This window comes from Nocardia coffeae (genome assembly GCF_019890715.1).
Lineage (GTDB): Bacteria > Actinomycetota > Actinomycetes > Mycobacteriales > Mycobacteriaceae > Nocardia > Nocardia jiangxiensis.
The window spans coordinates 93,004-109,240 of sequence record NZ_JAINZY010000021.1; the positions used below are offsets into that span (position 1 = coordinate 93,004).

Here is a 16,237-nt window from a genome sequence, read left to right on the forward strand (position 1 = left end):
CAGGTGCGGTGGGCTCAACCGGTGACGCGCGCCAATCCGGGTAACGCCGCGAGTACTGCGTCTCGGCCCAGGTCCAGTGCGCGCAGCAACACGGTCGAATCGCGTCCGACGCGACCGATCGCGGGCGCGTGCAGCGGTGGGCGGATCTGCAGAATCGTGTGATCCCCGGTGAGGACTCGTTCGTCGCGGGCATGCTGATCGCCCCTGGCGAGCCAGTTCGGGACCACGCCGGGTGCGTGCCGGGACAGGTACCGCGCGACCACGCGGGTCTCGATTGCCGAAGGGACGCTGGGGATTTCGTCGACGCGTCGGGTGCGCAGCACGACCGCGTGGGTGGCGCCCTGAGCCAGGGCGGTGTGGATGGGCACCGATTCGGACAGTCCCGCATCGACAAAGCGGCGTCCGGCCATCTCCACCGACCGCCCGGCCAGGATGGGCAGACATGTGGTGGCCAGCAGCGCGCGTTGCAGCGAGGCCGGATCGGTGATGTGCGGGTGCAGGTCCACCGCCGCGCCGTCGGCGGTGTCGGTGCCGATCGGATGGAAGCTCACCGGGGAGTTCACGATCGCGGCGAAGTCCATGGGCACGATCCGCTCGTACACCGTGTGCACCAGATACCGGGTGTCGACCACGCGCCCGCCGCGCAACGCCCGCGCCGGATCGATCACCCGTCGCACCACATCCGCATGCCAGGCTCGCCGCGACCGATTGGCCCGCTCACACAGCAGCCACGCCCCGTTCAACGCACCGGCCGAGGACCCGTACACCGCATCGAAGCAGCTCAACACCCCCAGATCCTCGAGCCCGATCGCCATCCCGTGCGAATACGCTCCCCGCGCGGACCCACCCTCGATCACCAACGCGACCCGCGCCCCGTCAGTGCGCTGACCAGGCATACTCCCGCTGGCCCGCCGCGCGGCGATCAGATCGGCAACCGGGGACCCGGATTCATCGAGCGACATCAGCGGACCCTTTCAGCAATACGAGACGAACCGGAATCCGGTCTATCACAGTGCGCTCACCGCGCCGACCGGCACGTACGCGATCTCGCCGGCTCCTTGCCTGGTACGCGCTTCGCGGCTGTCGGCGTGAAGCCGGATGCCGGATGCAAAGCGGTGCAATCCCAACTGAGATCCGTCCTGGGCTGATGCGTGGATCGAATGAAAATCTGCTCTGGCAGGGCCTTCAGGAGATTGCGCCATGGTGGGCTGGCCTCATCAACGGACCGTAGCGGGAGGCGGGTATGTCGGAGGACGGGTCGACGCTGGCACGACGTCAGCTGGGGAAGTATCTGCGGGAGGGCCGCCAGGAGCGCGGCCTGACATTGCACCAGGCAGCCGACATGATTCAGCGCAGCGCGAGCACATTGCAGCGAATCGAGAAGGGTACGGTAGCCAAGCTGCGAGAGGTGGATCTCGACGCGCTGTGCGAGATCTACGATTTTGACACAGGCCACACTGCCGCGATGAAAGGTCTTGCCGCACAGGGGAATGAGCAGAGTTGGTGGTACGAATACGGCGACTTGATGCCGGAGAACTTCGATTTCTTTGTGGGGCTGGAGGCTTCGGCTCAGCGGCTGACAAGTTATGAACCTGAACTAGTGCCGGGTTTGCTGCAAACCCCCGCGTACGCCAGTACTTTGATCCGATCTGTTTACCCTGATGACAGCGCCGAGGGGCATACACGCAGGGTGCAGTTGCGGATGCGGAGGCAAACCAGGATTACGCGAAAGACTCAGCCGATCGCCCTCGACGTCATACTGCGCGAATCGGCCTTGAGGGGCGTCGTGGGCGGCGCGAAGGTCATGGCGGCCCAGCTCAAGCACTTGGCGGACATTGGAACACGTCCTAATGTCAGTCTGCGGATATTGCCGTTCAGTGCGGGTTTCCCTCTCGGTGATGCTGTCGGCCCGTTCGTCATCCTCGAGTTCGGCACCGACAAAGACGGGCAGTCGGTCGAGCCGCCGGTTGTCTATACGGAATGTTTCACAGGGGACTTGTACCTTGCGAAACCGATTGCGGTCAGGCGATATCATGAGGCATACGAGTGTTTCCGGCGAAGTTCGTTGGATGCGGTAGCGAGTCGAGCCCTGCTTCGGCAGATCGCGAAGGAGTACGTGTCGTGACTGATGACCTAGCGAGCGCGAAGTGGTTCAAGAGTAGCCGCAGCGGTGGCTCGAAGAACTGCGTCGAGGTCGCTTTCCTGCCGAAAAGCCTTGTCGGCGTCCGTGATTCAAAGGAGCCGTCTGGTCCTGCGCTGGTATTCACGTCTGACGAGTGGTCCGCCTTCGTGGATTCAGCATTTCGGGGCAAGTTCGATGATTGACCTGACAGGTGCAATGTGGTTCAAGAGCACCCGCAGCGGCGGCGACAAGAACTGCCTCGAGGTCGCGTTCCTGCCCAGAGATCGTGTCGGCGTTCGTGATTCGAAGAGCCCTTCGGGCCCGGCGTTGGTCTTCACCTCCGACGAGTGGGCAATGTTCACGGACGCGGCGACCCGAGGCATGCTCGACTGACAGCTCGGTGTTCGTGATTCGATACCGGTGGCCGCGACAGGTCGGCTACCCCCGTCTCGCCGCAGGCCCCCAGGCGGCGTTCGACCCGCGAACCTCCGCGATGGTCCTGCCGCGGCGTCGCCGGAACAGTGCCCGCAGCGTTCCGGCGTTGAGATAACCGACTTTCGCGGCGATCGCGTCCACCGACAGATTGGTCGTTCGCAGGAGCCTCGTGGCTCGCTCGAGGCGGATCTCGTCCACGAAATCCCTTGGTGACATGCCCAACTCGGCCTGGGTCGCACGCTGCAGACTGCGCGTCGTGATGCCCAGGGCCTTGGCGGCGTCGCTGATCGAGAACTGATCGGCGACGCGCTCGCGCACCCAGCGTTCGAACGACGCGACGAGTGAGTCGCCGCGGGCGACGACCTCCGGAATCGAGAACTCGATCTGTGGCCCCCGATCGGCGATCGCCAGATACCTGGCGACGATCTCGGCCAGCGCCGGACTGACCGAACTGACCAGTGACAGTGCAAGATCCAGGTGCGAGAGGGACGCTCCGGCGGTGGTCACCCCCTTCGCGTGGCACAGGGTGCGGCTTTCGTGGACATCGACTCGGGGATACCTGCGGCGGAAGGAGGGGCCGAGCCACCAGCTGGTGGTCGCGGCAAGACCATCCAGCACTCCGGCCTCGGCCAGGAAAAATGTTCCGGTGCAGGCTGCGGCCAGGTGGGTTCCGTGCTGCTGCGCTTCGGAAATGCGTTCCAGCAGTGGACGGTTCGCGGGCGCGGAGATCAGCTCGACCAATCCTTCGGCGTCGGGAATGCCGATCGCCGGGATGATCATCACATCGATCGCACCGGATAGATCGTCCAGCGGCGTGGTCGGCACGAGGTGGCCGTGCGCGGACCGGACGCTGGTGCCGAGCGAGGCGGTGCGCACCCGCCAGGGCGCGGGCGGGGATTCCAGCTCGGGCAACAGGGCATTGGCCATGTTGAAGGTCTCGAGCACCGCCGCGAACCCGAAATCGGCCACACCATCGATGACGAGTACCGCAGCCTCCATGTCGCGAACAGTACTCGATCTGTCTGGTACGACACGGGTAGTCGCGGGTTCTGCTATCTACCGTCCACATATGACTCGTTGCGACATACATCCCATCGCTGAGCCGGCGGCACCGGAATTCACCGATGCCGCCGACCCGGGTTCATTCGTACTCGGTGCCGCCGTCGCGGAGCAGGTAGGCGGGGGAGACGATCTTGCCGATGGCGCGGCCGCCGAGTGTGGTCGAGTGTCTTTCGACGGCGGGCCGGACCACCAGACCCTCGCGGATATTCGCTGCGGTACCGGTGATGGTCTCGGTGCCGTCCGCGAGCCGCAGCAGGGTATCGATGTCGTACGGTCCCTCGAACAGCACCGGCGCCCGCGGCACTTCCAGGCCGAGATCGCCCAGGGCCGAGTCGATTTCGGCCGGGCTCAGCCAGCGCTGAGGTCCCTCGCCGACGTCGACGGCGATATCGAACAACGCATAGCCGAGTGTGTGGTCGTGCTGTGCGCTCGCCCCGTAGTGCAGATCCTGCACCCCGGCGCCGTACACCTCGCCGAACAGCGCGACCCGGTCCACGTTCAGCCCCGCGGCGAGCTTGCGCGCGACGTCCGCAAGCGCGTATCGGGTCACCGCCCGCCAGTACAGGTTGCCGGCGGCCTGGGTGAGTGCCAGGGACTGGGATCCGATTCCCTTGGACGACACCAGAACTTGATCGCCGTCGCGAAGGTAGGTCATGAGGCAGGCGGTGCCGTGGATCTTCTCCGTCGCCACCACCGGCTCGCCCGGGGTGAAGATATCCGGGTATCGCGCGATGTTCTCGATATCGATCCAGCGCAGCAGATTCGGTGCCGGTTCGGCTTGGCCGGACATCGAAACCGGCACCGGTGGAACCCATTTCGTGATGCCGAGCAGCTCGGCGAAATCGGTGCCCGCGGCGGCGGCCTGCGTCAGATCGGCGTCGTGCAGTTGCCGTGGGCGGCAGACGATGCCCTGTGAGACCTCGCCGCGCAGTCGCACCGTCTTGACTCGATTCCGTTGGCGGCCAGCCAACTTCCCGGTCAGTCCGAGTTCCTCGATCAGCGGGTCGGGCACGATCGCCTGCTCCGGGATGTACACCGCGTGATCACCGGTGCTGAACTGCCCCTTGGCCACCACTGCCCGGTACAGCCCGACCTGCGCCAGCTCCAGTCGATCCGCGTTCGGATGCGGATGGACGGTGAGCCGTTCGGAGGTAACTCGAAACGTGGACATGCCGGCTCCTTTCTGGATCGGCCGAGCGTAAGGCTCGTGGTCGCACGTCGTCGACCGAATTTCCCCCGACACGGTCGGCGAATTTCGGGCCTGCGCCGGTGTTCACGTGGCCGACTCCCGGAATGTGTGGCGCTACCACGGCGGGATCCGCGGCGCTGTCGAGATTGGGCTGCCACCACTGGCCGGGTGTCGAACCGTCCTCGCCAGTTATGTTCCAGGGCAGTCGATTCGGACCGGCAAGCAGTGGGAGCCGCTCAGCGGAAGTCGCTCGCGTGATCCTGCGCCCACTGCGCGAAGGTGTGCGCGGGGCGACCGGTGACGTCCGGCACGACCGTCGACACCTGCGCAGAGGTGGTTGTTCCGGCCCGCCATGCGGCCAGGACCGCGTCGACGCCGATGGAGGGCATGGTGTTGGCGAGTTCGGTACGTGCCTGATCGTCCGAAATCACCTCGAGGGTGATCTCGCGGCCGATGGCCGCGCTGATGTGTTGCAGCAGTTGGCGAATGGACAGCGACTCCGGGCCCCACACGGTGTAGGCGCGGCGGTGGTGACCAGGTTGGGTCAAGGCGGTCACTGCGATCGCGGCCATGTCCTTCTCATGGACGGGTGCTGTGTGCGAGTCCGGATACGGTACGCGCACGAGGCCCTGCTCGCGGATCGATTTCTGCCACCACCACAGCGTGTTGGTGGCGAACATGCCCGGCCGGATGAATGTCCATGCCAGAGCGGACTTTTCGAGAGCGGACTCGACGGCGAGATGCGCCTGGGCGATCGGGTTGCGCGGGGCGTTGGCGTGCACCACGGACCCGGAGGACAGGAGGACGACGTGCTGTACTCCGGCTGCCTCGGCCGCCGCCACGAAGCCGTCGATCCCTTCGGGCTTGGCGTAGAGGAAAACCCGCTGCGCGCCGTCGAGTGCGGCGGGCAGGGTTTCAGGGCTCTCCAGATCGGCTGCGACGACCTGCGATCCCGGCGGCACACCCGCAGCACCCGGTGTCCTGCTCGTGAGGCGAAGCTCCTCGCCGACCGATCTCAAACCCGCCGCGACGTGGCGACCGACATTGCCTCTGGCTCCGAAAACGACTGTGACCATGGCAGCAACCTAAGCCCGTGGCTAACTTATCGAAAGGACATACCCTGAGGTAAGCTCCGAGCGTGGAGGTAGGTTCGCAGGCTGATCACGACGCCTGGCAAGGCGTGAGTGACGCATTCAACAGCGCGTGCCCCGCGCGGGAAGTGCTCGAGCACATCACCAGCCGGTGGGGCACGCTGATCTTGGCCGCGCTGGGAGGCGGGCCACGGCGGTTCTCCGAACTGCACGCGAGGATCGGCGGAATCAGCGAGAAGATGCTGTCGCAGACACTGCGCACCCTGGTGCGTGACGGTCTGGTCGAGCGGACGGTCGAGCCCGCCACCCCACCCCGGGTCAGCTACGCGCTCACCCCACTCGGCCAGGGCCTGACCGAGTCGCTGCAACAGTTCCTGGACTGGATCCGGCAGCACACCGTCGAGGTCGTCACAGCCCAGCGCCACTTCGACCGCCGGCCCCGATGACCCCATCCCATGACCATGTCCGCCCTGCGCGGTGGCCTGCTCGTCGAGTCCGGTGAGCACGGTTTAAGGTGGGGCTTCACTCGTGAATTCGGTGCTGCCGGTCTCGGTTACGAGTGTCGAAGGAATCCCGGACAGAGGAGTGGCTTTGGTGGAAGCGGCGTTCGATGTGGCTGGGCTGGTGGGGTACCGCTATCGAGCGGACGACTACTACGAGGTGGGGCGGGAGAAGATCCGTGAGTACGCGCGAGCGGTACAGGACTTCCACCCGGCGCACTGGAGTGAGGCCGCTGCCGGTGAGCTCGGATACGCCGGTCTGATCGCGCCGACCACGTTCATCTCCACCGTCGCGATGCTGGCCAACCGTCGGCTGCTCGAGACCGTCATGACCGGCTACGACGTGGTCGTGCAGACCGATCAGGTTTTCGAGATGTACGCCCCGGTGCACACCGGCGACCAGCTGGTCAGCGATGTCGAGCTGTCCTCGGTGCGTCGTGTCGCGGGCAAGGACCTGCTCACCATCACCAACACGTTCCTGGACCGGTCCGGTGAGATCGTGCAGATCATGCACACCACCGTGCTCGGTCTCACCAGCGAGGACGTCGAGGCCGACCTGAGCGAACGGGTCGAGCGCGTCATCATGAGCGGGCTCGATACGACTCCCCGAACCGCGACCGTGGCCGCCGGTGCGGACGGGCTACTGGTGACGGATCCGGATTCCGAGACCGCCGCGCGTCTTTCGACGCTCTCGCGCACACGTGTGCCGCGCACCGCGCTGCGATTCGAGGACGTCGCGGTCGGTGACGAGCTTCCCGCTCGTTCGGTGAAGCTGACCCGCGGGGATCTGGTGAACTATGCCGGTGTCTCGGGCGACGCGAACCCCATCCATTGGCACGACGGGGTCGCCGCTCTGGCGGGTCTTCCGGATGTGATCGCCCACGGGATGCTGACCATGGGCCTGGGCGCCGGATTCGTCACCGGATGGCTCGGCGATCCGGCCGCGCTCATCAGATACGGTGTCCGGCTGTCCAATTACGCGGCGATCGAAGCCACCTCCGCCGGAAGCGTCGAGTTCACCGGCCGCGTCAAGTCGGTCGATCCCGACACCAGGACCGCTGTTGTCGTCATCGTCGCGAAATCGGCGGGCCGCAAGGTTTTCGGCCTCACCACTGCGAACGTGCGTCTCGCATAGTCGCCGCGACAACACCTTCAGGCTGTTGCCGCCTGATGCCAGGTGACACCGTGCCGCCAGGGTTACGCGGGTGCGCTCCGAGGCCGCACGACGATGGCCGCGCGCCGGTACCAGCGATCCACCGTGTTGCCCTCATTGCCGGTGAACCCCTCGGATTCGACGGCGAACGGCTGCAGGTCCACTTCCGTTGTGTCGATGCATATCTCGGCGGGAGAGACCTTTCGGGTAACCGGGCCCGTGATCTCTCCCGCTCGGTCGATCCACCACGTCAATGTGAGATGCGAGCTCGGCGTGTTCAGTTCCTCGGGTGTCATCCGGTCGGGATGGTCGATGGGCAGGGAGCCTTCGGCCCGTTCTTCTTCCAGTGGCTCGTCCTCGGTGAACTCGTTGGGCTCCCACTCGTCCTGGACGAGTTCCCAGCTGCCGTCGATGCGTTCCCAGCGGCGCCGCCGGCCACACATCCAGAACTCGTCCGCGAGATCTTCGCTGCTGTGGTTGTCCTGCACCTCCGCCAGGGCCAGAGCCGTGTCGCAGCCCGCGCTGTCGGCTGCGGCGAGGAGAACCTCGGCGCGGGTCGTGTCGGCGCCCTTGAGCTGATCCCACCCGAATCCGCGTTGGGAATACTGGTGATCCAGGAGGTAGACGAGCTGGTCCGGTGGGCGCGGGAGCGCGGGATCGCTGCTTGCGCGCCAGGTCGTATCGGGTACCGGGGTGGCGAAGTGCTCGCGCAGCTGTTCGGCCAGCGCCGCGACGGCCGGGTCCGTCGCGCCGGTATCGGCGATCGGGACGGCGCGTGGGCTGGCGATCAGGTTGTAGGTCAGCGAGATTCGACTGCCTCGGGTCACCGGCAGCACCTCGTGCTCGCAGTCGGTGTAGAACGCGACGAGGCCGAGTTCGTCGGGCGACCCGTGGTCGATCACCTGCTCACCGTGATGTTCGACCACCAGCTCGCCGCCCGTGAACGTCGACGGCAGCGTCACCACGAGAGTGGCGATCATGCCGTCGGACTTCTCCGAATCCCGGTGCCGCCGGAAGAATTGCCCAGGTCCGTAGATCAGCATCGAATGCAACTCGGCCGAAAGCTCGCAATCGGGCGGCAGACCCAGATCGAACCGCAGCGCATCCAGAATCGGCGCCAACCCGCGGCGCCAGCGGTCCTGGTCGACGGTGACGAGTTCGCGGGGAATCTCGCCGGTGTCGCGCACGCTCGGATCCAGCAGCGTCTGCTCGCCGAGGCCGTAACGGGCCGGGCGCGCGATCTTGCGCAACTTCATCGCCTGCACCGGCATCACCGGAAACCCGAGCGCACCAATCCCGTCCACCTCGATCGCCAGATCCCCGGCCGGTGCGGTACGGCAGGCGACGAAGGACCCCGGCGGCCGAACCGACCTCAGGAACTCGCCGATGGCCCGTAAGGTCTTGTCCGTCATCCCCGTCTCCCAAGTCTGCCGTGCGGCAATCCCCAGCATCCTGTCAGAGGTTGCGGCACGCCGCGAACGTCAGTGCGCCCTTCGCGCCTTTGTCCACCGTGGAGCAGGCTGATATCGCCGGACCTTGCACTGACGGCAATTGCCCTGGGCCGCACCATCTGTCGCCGAGATGGCGACTCATCGCGTCGAGAGTTCCGAGCGCCGAGTTCGGTCGATCAGGGCGTGTGGCGAATCGTGTCGACGCGATGTCCGAGCTGATCGGACTGCTCAGGTCCGTCATCTCGGTTTCAGTGAACCGGAAAGGACCAAACGCGTGCCGGGCGACACGGCTGTGCGTCAGCGGGTATTCGCCGCATCCGCGAAAGCACCCTCGCGCAGGACGGGAACCACTGTGCTGCTGTCGATTTCGACGGCTATCTCGACATCCTCGGCGAATCCCATGGTGGCGAGTTCGCGTCCGGACGCGCAGTTGCGGATCAGATCGGGCAGGTCGGTGACGGCGTCGTGGGCGGCTTGCGCGGCGGTCGCCTCGGGGGATAGGGGGCCTGCGCCGTGACGTGCCAGTGCGGATACCACGGCTCCCGCACCGAGCCAGTCTTCTATTCCGGGGCGCAGGATCGGTTGTTCGGGCCAGGATTCCCCTGCGGCGATCACCGAGACCGGCTGGTCGAGAGTTCCCCAGCCTTGTGCGCGAATCCATTGCGCGAGCGCCGAGGCGTTGCGCAGGCATGCCGCGGCCACCGGTGCCGTGGTGACGGCCGAGGAAATGGCCGATCCGTTGGGTGAGGGCAGGACCAGCCGTGCGGGTGCGGGCGCGTGTCGCAGAGCAGCCGGGGACAGCGACCACGGTTGCCGCGCTGAGGCTTTCGAGCGTGCGACAGCCCGTTCGGCATCGTGACGTTCGGCCATCCGCTGAGCGCGTTCGTCGTGCCACGGGCACGGCAGCACCTGGGTTCCGCGCGCCACGGCCACCGATACCGACGTGGTGAAAGACAGCACGTCGACCACCACCACGACCGCGCTGCCGGGTGCCAGTGCCTCTGCGCCTGCGGGCCCCCAGTCCATCCGCACACCCCAGGACCCCTGTGCTGCCCAGTCCACGTTCATCGGATCCCCCTGTCCTCGTGCCGGTTTCAGTGTATGCAGAGCGTCGTGCACGCAGCTGATCGGATCATCTGGCCACGTCGCAGCATCGCAAACTCCGACAGATACCTCATTCGGTTCCACCCCCGGGAACAGACGGGCGCAGGGAAGCGGGCGATGCGAGCGGTCAGCTGAGGCTCAGGGGCCGGGGGTGCGGGCGTTGGCTGCGGGTAGGCACTGGTTGATCAGGAGGCGGGCGGCTTTGGAGACGCGGGTGGTGTCGCCGGTGACCAGGCGGTCCTGCAGGAGGCCGCGGATGCCCGAGATGAGCAGGGTGGCGGTGGATATGGGGTCCGGCATGTGCGGGTCCAGGGTCTGCAGGACTTCGGTGAGGGCGTCGACCAGGATGTGCACCGCGTCGTTGGCGTAGTCGCTGAAGGGGCTGGCCGGGACCGTGGATACGCCCAGGACCTGAAGCAGCACACCGGTGCTGGTGACCCAGTCGCTGGTGGTGTTCACGCAGAACGATTCGATCATGCGGCGCCGGAGCATATCGATGTCGGTGACTCCGGCGAACAGGCCCGCGATATCGGGTCGCTGGGTTTCCAGGGCCGCGATGAGCATCTGCTCCTTGCTGCCGAAGTAGTGGATCAGCATGCGTGAGCTGGTGCCCAGGTAGTCCGCCAGAGGGCGCAGGGACAGTTCGATGAGTCCGTGATCGCCGATGTAGGCGATGACTCCGGCGAGCAGAGCGGCCCGGCGGGCCTGGTCGAGGGGGCGTGGCACCGGTTGACTGTAGCGCTTGGTACAGGTATTCATGACGCCATGGGTGTAACAACTGCTTCACATTCGCGACGCGATGTGGTCGTCACCGGTATGACCACCACGACCAGCCTGGCCCCGGATCTGGTCGGCACGTGGACTGGCCTGCTGGCTGGCGAGAGCGGAATCGGCCCGCTCACAGACGAATTCGTCACCAAATACGATCTGCCGGTCCGCATCGGCGGCAAGCTGAAGCAGGGACCGGGGGAGCATCTGACCCGTATCGAGCTACGCCGGCACTCCTATGTGCAGCAGTTGGCGCTGGTGCTGGGCCGTCAGGTGTGGGAGGAGGCCGGTAAACCCGATGTGGACGGTGAACGCCTGGCGGTCGCGATCGGCACGGGCCTGGGCGGCGGCGACACCATCCACACCGCCATCCACCAGATGGAGGCCGGGGGTTATCGCAAGATCCATCCGCTGACCGTGCCGATGGTGATGCCCAACGGTTCCGCGGCGCGCGTGGGCCTGGAATTCGGCGCGAAGGCGGGCGTGTACGCACCGACCTCGGCGTGCTCCTCGGGCGCGGAAGCGATCGCGCACGCGTGGCGGCTGATCGCCACCGGGGAGGCCGATGTGGCGATCGCGGGCGGAGTGGAGGGATACATCGAGGCGATCCCGATCGCGAGCTTCGCGATGATGCGCGCGATGAGCACCCGCAACGACGAACCCACCCGCGCCTCGCGCCCGTTCGACCGCGACCGCGACGGTTTCGTGTTCGGTGAGGCCGGTGCGCTGGTGATCCTGGAATCGGAGGAGTTCGCCCGTGCGCGTGGCGCGCAGATCCACGGCCGGGTGATGGGCGCGGGGATCACCTCGGACGGCTATCACATCACCGGCACCCAGCCCGAGGGTGAGGGTTCGGCGCGCGCGATGCGCAAGGCGATCGAATTCTCCGGGCTGGCCCCGTCCGATATCCAGCACATCAACGCGCACGCGACCTCCACCCCGGTCGGGGATGCCTCGGAGGCCAACGCGATCACCGCGGTCTCGCCCGAGGCGAGCGTGTACGCGCCCAAGGGTGCGCTGGGGCATTCGATCGGCGCGGTCGGCGCGCTGGAGGCGATTCTGACGGTGTGCAGTGTGCGCGATGGAATCGTCCCGCCCACACTGAATTTCGAGAATCCCGACGAGGGTGTGGAACTGGACATCGTGGCCGGCAAGGCCCGCGAGCAGAACATCTCGTATGCGCTGAGCAACTCGTTCGGGTTCGGCGGGCACAACGTGTCCCTGGCGGTCGGGCGCGCCTGAGCGGTGCGGGTGCGCCGGTCGCGCACCCGCACCCACTGTCTAGAACTTGTTTCAGTATTGTTCGGGCATGGCCTTCGTGATCGATGACACCGTGCAGATCGATGCTCCCGCCGAGGTGGTGTGGCGGGTGCTGACCGACTTCCCGCGCTACGAGGAGTGGAATCCGTTCTGCGTCTCGGCCGAGTCGACCCTCGAGCCCGGCGCGCCGATCACCATGCGGGTGCGGCTGCTGGGTTCGGGGGAACGCACGCAGCGCGAATACATTCGCTCGGTGACCCCGCAGACCGGATTCACCTACTGCATGAAGCCCATTCCGCTGGGCGCGCTGCACAGCGAGCGCTCGCACACCCTGACTCCACTGGGTGCGGACCGCTGCCGCTACGACTCGCACTTCGAACTCGGCGGCTGGCTGCTGCCGGTGGTGACCGGTCTGATGGGCGGGGCGCTGCGGCGCGGATTCGGCGCGATGACCGCCGCGGTCGCCGAGCGCGCCGCCCAGCTCGCCTGAGCGTGCGTTAACGCCTGGCTCGATCAGGCCGATCCAGTTGCAGCACACAGGTTTTCTCGACCCGATCGCGCGGGCCCGGGAATTCGGGTCTGTGCGACGCCCGCGGCGGTGCGGAATACTCCGCGCTGCTCGGGGTAATGACATCGTGCACGAAGAACCGACGGAAGGTCACCGACAGTGTTCCGATCCACCGGCGTTGCCGTCCTTGTCAGTGTCGTCTGCGCGGGCCTGCTGGCAGGTTGCGGCAGCAGCGACAGCACCAACGCCGATCGTGCGGCCACCTCGCCCACTTCTGCCGCGGCGCAGGCGAATTCGCCGGACCCGCACATCGCGACCGCGGGCGCGCCGCTGAGCAAGTGCGGGGTCGATCTGTCCTCGCCGACGGTTCGCGCCGCGATCGAGAAGCAACCGGTCGAACCGGTCACCCATGCGCAGTGGGAGACGAATCCGGCCTCGATCGAGGGCAATTTCAATCCGTGCGCCACGTTGTCCACCGCGATCATCTCGATCAAGGGCGCGACGGGCAGCTCACCGAATCAGGCGCTGATGTTCCATTCGGGGCATTATCTGGGCACCGCGACGTCCAAGGCATACGGGTTCACCTCCCTGGCCCCGGCCGCGACCGCCGATGACACGGTGGCGTTGAGCTACAAGACTCCGGGCAGCTGCAACGCCTGCTCCGACGGCAAGATCACCCAGGTCAAGTTCCATTGGGACGGAACGCATGTGGTGATGATCGGCAACCCCCCGAGCTGATCGGTGTCGGGTTTCCTGGCTTACCGGCGCAGGTTGCGGTCGAACAGGGTCAGCAGTTCGCGGTAGTGCCGGGCGGCGGCGTCGGGGTCGTGGGCGGAGGTGTCGGCCTGGGTGAAGCCGTGTTGTGCTCCCTGGTAGACCTCGGTGCGGTGGCGGACGCCGGCGGCGGTGAGTGCCTTGTCGAACCGGTCGATGTGTTCGGGCGTCATGTGCTCGTCGTTCCCGGCGTGGGCGAAATACAGCTCCGCGGTGATGTTTTCGACGCTCAGGTGCGGACTGCCGGGGGTGTCGGTGACGAGTGGGCCACCGTGGAATCCGGCCACCGCGGCGACCCGGTCGGGGAACATGGCGGCGGCCATCACCGCCAGCCGGGCACCCATGCAGTAGCCGGCGAGGCCGACCTTGCCCGGGGTGACCTGCGGCGAGGTTGCCAGCCACCGGAGGTAGGCGTCGGCATCCGAACGTAGGCGCTGCGGGGTCAGGTCGCGGATCATCGGGAACACCTGCTCGAAGATCTCCGGCCGCTGCGCTGGGTCGATGAAGTCCGGCAGTTCGATCACCGGCGCCCGCCCGTGCCGGTAGTAGGCGTTCGGTAGCAGGACGGTGTAGCCGTGGGCGGCGATGCGATCGGCCAGTGATCGCAGGCTGGGCCGCAGTCCGAAGCCGTCCTGGATCACCAGTACGCCCGGATGGGCGGCGCCGTCGTCGGGGGAGGTGAGGTATGCGTCGGCGACACCGTCGGGTGTCTGCACGTCGACGGACGTACCGTGCGTTGTAGTCATCGTTGAATCCTTCTGTCGTAGTTGATGTTCGGTGATCAACACGACGAAGGCGGGGCCCGCGCGGCGCTCAGAACAGCGCCGGGTAACCCATCCGTGTGTGGCGTAACGCCGTCCCGGTAGTCATCGGCTCACACCGTAGCCCACCGGGCAGGCTCGATGTCAACCGATTGCGCCGCCCCCGACATCCGGGGGCGGCGCAATCGTGTTGTGCGGGTGGCGAACTCAGCCGTTGTTGAGCTTGTTCAGGCGCTCGCAGGATTCGAGGTACTCCTCGATGAGGCGCTGCATGAGGTCCGAGGTGCGCTCGACCTTGTTCATCAGGCCCACGACCTGGCCGACGGGGTTGAAGTTGACGTCCTTGGCGGCCTCGGGGTAGCGGTGCCCGCGCTTGACGCCGTCCAGGGCGACCATCATCTGCAGCGGCATGGGCAGCGGGTCCGGGTTCTCGGGGCTCTCCCACGCCTCGGTCCAGTCGTTGCGCAGCATGCGGGCGGGCTTGCCGGTCCACGCACGCGAGCGCACGGTGTCGTGGCTGGTGGCATCGATGTAGGACTGCATCTGCGCGGGCGGCACATTGGCCTCCTCGACGGTGAGCCACAGCGAGCCGGTCCACGCCCCGGCCGCGCCCATGGCCATCGCGGCGGCGATCTGGCGGCCGTTGCCGATACCGCCGGCCGCGAGGGCGGGCAGGTCGCCGATCGCGTCGATGACCTGCGGCCACAGCACCAGCGAGGAGATCTCACCGCAGTGCCCGCCGCCCTCGGTGCCCTGCATGACCACGAAGTCCAGGCCCGCGCGCTTGTGGTTGAGCGCGTGCTTGACCGAACCGCACAGTGCGCCGATCAGCCGGCCCGAATCCTGGACCTGCTTGATGATGTCCTCGGGCGGGGTGCCCAGCGCGTTGGCCACCAGCTTGGCCTTGGGGTGGCGCAGGATGACCTCGACCTGCGGGCCCGCGGTGGTGGCGGTCCAGCCCAGCAGCTGGTGGTGGTGCTCGCCTTCGGGCAGGTGCGGGACGTTGTGGTCGTTGAGGATCTTCTCGGCGAAGTCGCGGTGGCCCTGGGGGACCATCTCGGCGAGTTTGGCTTCCAGCTCGTCGGGGCTCAGCCCGTCCGCGCCCTTGCCCTCGTACTTGGAGGGGATGACCAGGTCCACGCCGTAGACGCCCTGCACGTGCTCGTCGAGCCAGGCCAGCTCGACCTCGAGCTCCTCGGCGGTGAATCCGACCGCGCCGAGCACGCCGATCCCGCCGGCGTTGCTCACCGCGGCGGCGACGTCGCGGCAGTGGGTGAAGGCGAAGATGGGAACGTCGATGCCCAGTCGTTCGCAGATCTCGGTACGCATGGCGTGAAGTACTCCTCTGGTTTTCCGGCGCTGGAAAGTCTCGCCGCATAACACTAGAACACGTTTCATATTCAGGCTAGCGACTCGGAGTACACAAATCGAGAGGGGGGATCGAATTACGGGCGGTCAAATGCCTCTATAGACTATTGATCCGAGGATTTCAGGAAACAATCGTGCACTGAAATTCGCTCGCAACTCGTTCTAGTTTGGTGGACGGCGTGAGGAACGGGCCGATGGTGCGGAATCGGGTGCGCGCGGGGTGGGATCAGTGGGCGAGGTTCGGCCGCGCGGGCAGCATGCCGCGCGCGACCAGATCGTCGAACAGCAGCTGATCGACCGGCGGGACACGGTCGCGGTCCAGGTAGGTGAACCACGCGATCTCGGCGATCTCGCTGCTGGGCGCCAGGGTGCCGGTATGGTCGGCGGTGTAGCACGCCATGCGCACCGAACCCGGTGTAGCACCGTGTAATTCGGCTTCGTAGGTGCCCACGTGGGTGAGGGTGTCCGGCAGCAGTGCGACGGTGAGTTCCTCGTCGATCTCGCGCAGCAGAGTCTGCGGATCGGTTTCCGCGCCTTCGCGTTTGCCGCCGGGAATGTAGAAGATGTCCTTACCGCGCGGGCGCGCGCACAGGATCCGGCCATCCTCGATCAGCACCCAGGCGACGGTGTCGATGAGCAGTGCGGTCGGCTCGGTGCGCATGCCGAGCACAGTACCGGCCGCCGCGCCGCG

18 protein-coding genes are annotated in these 16,237 nt (G+C 66.5%); 8 read left to right on the forward strand and 10 right to left on the reverse strand.

The genetic code is table 11. The annotated features are described in order from the left end of the window. Positions 1–14 precede the first annotated feature (14 nt). Positions 15–962 (reverse strand): patatin-like phospholipase family protein, encoded by a 948-nt coding sequence (locus K7711_RS43115; RefSeq protein WP_222978221.1) that lies wholly within the window; start codon positions 960–962, stop codon positions 15–17. Positions 963–1,243: 281 nt separating this feature from the next. Here K7711_RS43115 and K7711_RS43120 point away from each other — a divergent pair, with 281 nt between their 5' ends. The 3 genes from K7711_RS43120 to K7711_RS43130 are packed head-to-tail and all read left to right on the forward strand — an operon-like array spanning position 1,244 to position 2,515. Further along, the gene (locus tag K7711_RS43120; RefSeq protein ID WP_222978222.1) at positions 1,244–2,125 is read left to right on the forward strand and encodes a helix-turn-helix domain-containing protein; all 882 of its coding nucleotides are present in this window, start codon (positions 1,244–1,246) and stop codon (positions 2,123–2,125) included. Continuing rightward, positions 2,122–2,325: a DUF397 domain-containing protein gene (locus K7711_RS43125; protein ID WP_222978223.1), complete on the forward strand. Its 204-nt coding sequence runs from the start codon at positions 2,122–2,124 to the stop codon at positions 2,323–2,325. Before K7711_RS43120 ends, K7711_RS43125 begins: the two co-directional genes overlap by 4 nt. Beyond that, positions 2,318–2,515 carry a DUF397 domain-containing protein gene (locus K7711_RS43130; protein ID WP_222978224.1) on the forward strand — a complete coding sequence of 66 codons (198 nt, stop codon included), beginning with the start codon at positions 2,318–2,320 and terminating at the stop codon, positions 2,513–2,515. Before K7711_RS43125 ends, K7711_RS43130 begins: the two co-directional genes overlap by 8 nt. Before the next feature lie 45 nt (positions 2,516–2,560). Here K7711_RS43130 and K7711_RS43135 read toward each other — a convergent pair whose 3' ends face one another. The 3 genes from K7711_RS43135 to K7711_RS43145 form a co-directional block, all read right to left on the reverse strand. Beyond that, positions 2,561–3,556, reverse strand: a complete 996-nt coding sequence (locus tag K7711_RS43135) for a GlxA family transcriptional regulator (protein WP_222978225.1) — start codon at positions 3,554–3,556, stop codon at positions 2,561–2,563. A gap of 142 nt (positions 3,557–3,698) precedes the next feature. Further along, positions 3,699–4,790, reverse strand: coding sequence for an RNA ligase (ATP) (locus K7711_RS43140; RefSeq protein ID WP_222978227.1), 1,092 nt, complete (start codon positions 4,788–4,790; stop codon positions 3,699–3,701). Between the two features lie 254 nt (positions 4,791–5,044). Next, the gene (locus K7711_RS43145) at positions 5,045–5,884 is read right to left on the reverse strand and encodes an NAD(P)H-binding protein (protein WP_222978229.1); all 840 of its coding nucleotides are present in this window, start codon (positions 5,882–5,884) and stop codon (positions 5,045–5,047) included. 62 nt (positions 5,885–5,946) lie between these two features. Between K7711_RS43145 and K7711_RS43150 the strand changes: the two genes are divergently transcribed. Continuing rightward, positions 5,947–6,345, forward strand: a complete 399-nt coding sequence (locus K7711_RS43150) for a winged helix-turn-helix transcriptional regulator (RefSeq protein WP_222978231.1) — start codon at positions 5,947–5,949, stop codon at positions 6,343–6,345. A gap of 145 nt (positions 6,346–6,490) precedes the next feature. Beyond that, positions 6,491–7,534, forward strand: coding sequence for a fused (3R)-hydroxyacyl-ACP dehydratase subunits HadA/HadB (locus tag K7711_RS43155; protein WP_222978292.1), 1,044 nt, complete (start codon positions 6,491–6,493; stop codon positions 7,532–7,534). A gap of 62 nt (positions 7,535–7,596) precedes the next feature. Here the strand turns inward: K7711_RS43155 and K7711_RS43160 are convergent, their stop codons facing one another. The 3 genes from K7711_RS43160 to K7711_RS43170 form a co-directional block, all read right to left on the reverse strand. Beyond that, complete coding sequence (locus tag K7711_RS43160; protein WP_222978233.1) at positions 7,597–8,964, reverse strand: 2OG-Fe(II) oxygenase; 1,368 nt, start codon at positions 8,962–8,964, stop codon at positions 7,597–7,599. Between the two features lie 336 nt (positions 8,965–9,300). Then, complete coding sequence (locus K7711_RS43165) at positions 9,301–10,071, reverse strand: 2-phosphosulfolactate phosphatase (RefSeq protein ID WP_222978235.1); 771 nt, start codon at positions 10,069–10,071, stop codon at positions 9,301–9,303. A 174-nt stretch (positions 10,072–10,245) separates the two neighbouring features. Then, on the reverse strand, positions 10,246–10,833 hold the full coding sequence (locus tag K7711_RS43170; RefSeq protein WP_222978237.1) for a TetR family transcriptional regulator: 588 nt from the start codon (positions 10,831–10,833) through the stop codon (positions 10,246–10,248). Positions 10,834–10,872: 39 nt separating this feature from the next. Here K7711_RS43170 and K7711_RS43175 point away from each other — a divergent pair, with 39 nt between their 5' ends. The 3 genes from K7711_RS43175 to K7711_RS48175 all read left to right on the forward strand — a co-directional run bounded on the left by K7711_RS43175 (position 10,873) and on the right by K7711_RS48175 (position 13,381). Beyond that, positions 10,873–12,117 carry a KasA/KasB family beta-ketoacyl-ACP synthase gene (locus K7711_RS43175; protein ID WP_222978239.1) on the forward strand — a complete coding sequence of 415 codons (1,245 nt, stop codon included), beginning with the start codon at positions 10,873–10,875 and terminating at the stop codon, positions 12,115–12,117. 67 nt (positions 12,118–12,184) lie between these two features. After that, positions 12,185–12,625 carry an SRPBCC domain-containing protein gene (locus tag K7711_RS43180; protein WP_222978242.1) on the forward strand — a complete coding sequence of 147 codons (441 nt, stop codon included), beginning with the start codon at positions 12,185–12,187 and terminating at the stop codon, positions 12,623–12,625. Between the two features lie 177 nt (positions 12,626–12,802). Beyond that, entirely contained in the window at positions 12,803–13,381 is a 579-nt protein-coding gene (locus tag K7711_RS48175) for an LppP/LprE family lipoprotein (RefSeq protein ID WP_222978243.1), read from the forward strand. Positions 13,382–13,401: 20 nt separating this feature from the next. On the opposite strand, the gene K7711_RS43190 is transcribed toward K7711_RS48175, so the two are convergent. The 3 genes from K7711_RS43190 to K7711_RS43200 form a co-directional block, all read right to left on the reverse strand. Then, the gene (locus K7711_RS43190) at positions 13,402–14,163 is read right to left on the reverse strand and encodes a dienelactone hydrolase family protein (protein ID WP_222978244.1); all 762 of its coding nucleotides are present in this window, start codon (positions 14,161–14,163) and stop codon (positions 13,402–13,404) included. Between the two features lie 222 nt (positions 14,164–14,385). Then, positions 14,386–15,507 carry an NAD(P)H-dependent flavin oxidoreductase gene (locus tag K7711_RS43195; RefSeq protein WP_222978247.1) on the reverse strand — a complete coding sequence of 374 codons (1,122 nt, stop codon included), beginning with the start codon at positions 15,505–15,507 and terminating at the stop codon, positions 14,386–14,388. 265 nt (positions 15,508–15,772) lie between these two features. Then, complete coding sequence (locus K7711_RS43200) at positions 15,773–16,207, reverse strand: NUDIX hydrolase (protein WP_222978248.1); 435 nt, start codon at positions 16,205–16,207, stop codon at positions 15,773–15,775. Positions 16,208–16,237 lie beyond the last annotated feature (30 nt).

Coding starts and splice junctions, on each gene's coding strand:
- K7711_RS43135 (WP_222978225.1), bottom strand. CDS start 3,556: ATGGAGGCTGCGGTACTCGTCATCGATGGTGTGGCCGATTTCGGGTTC.
- K7711_RS43115 (WP_222978221.1), bottom strand. CDS start 962: ATGTCGCTCGATGAATCCGGGTCCCCGGTTGCCGATCTGATCGCCGCG.
- K7711_RS43145 (WP_222978229.1), bottom strand. CDS start 5,884: ATGGTCACAGTCGTTTTCGGAGCCAGAGGCAATGTCGGTCGCCACGTC.
- K7711_RS43165 (WP_222978235.1), bottom strand. CDS start 10,071: ATGAACGTGGACTGGGCAGCACAGGGGTCCTGGGGTGTGCGGATGGAC.
- K7711_RS43130 (WP_222978224.1), top strand. CDS start 2,318: ATGATTGACCTGACAGGTGCAATGTGGTTCAAGAGCACCCGCAGCGGC.
- K7711_RS43140 (WP_222978227.1), bottom strand. CDS start 4,790: ATGTCCACGTTTCGAGTTACCTCCGAACGGCTCACCGTCCATCCGCAT.
- K7711_RS43175 (WP_222978239.1), top strand. CDS start 10,873: ATGGGTGTAACAACTGCTTCACATTCGCGACGCGATGTGGTCGTCACC.
- K7711_RS43190 (WP_222978244.1), bottom strand. CDS start 14,163: ATGACTACAACGCACGGTACGTCCGTCGACGTGCAGACACCCGACGGT.
- K7711_RS43195 (WP_222978247.1), bottom strand. CDS start 15,507: ATGCGTACCGAGATCTGCGAACGACTGGGCATCGACGTTCCCATCTTC.
- K7711_RS43200 (WP_222978248.1), bottom strand. CDS start 16,207: ATGCGCACCGAGCCGACCGCACTGCTCATCGACACCGTCGCCTGGGTG.
- K7711_RS43160 (WP_222978233.1), bottom strand. CDS start 8,964: ATGACGGACAAGACCTTACGGGCCATCGGCGAGTTCCTGAGGTCGGTT.
- K7711_RS43180 (WP_222978242.1), top strand. CDS start 12,185: ATGGCCTTCGTGATCGATGACACCGTGCAGATCGATGCTCCCGCCGAG.
- K7711_RS43120 (WP_222978222.1), top strand. CDS start 1,244: ATGTCGGAGGACGGGTCGACGCTGGCACGACGTCAGCTGGGGAAGTAT.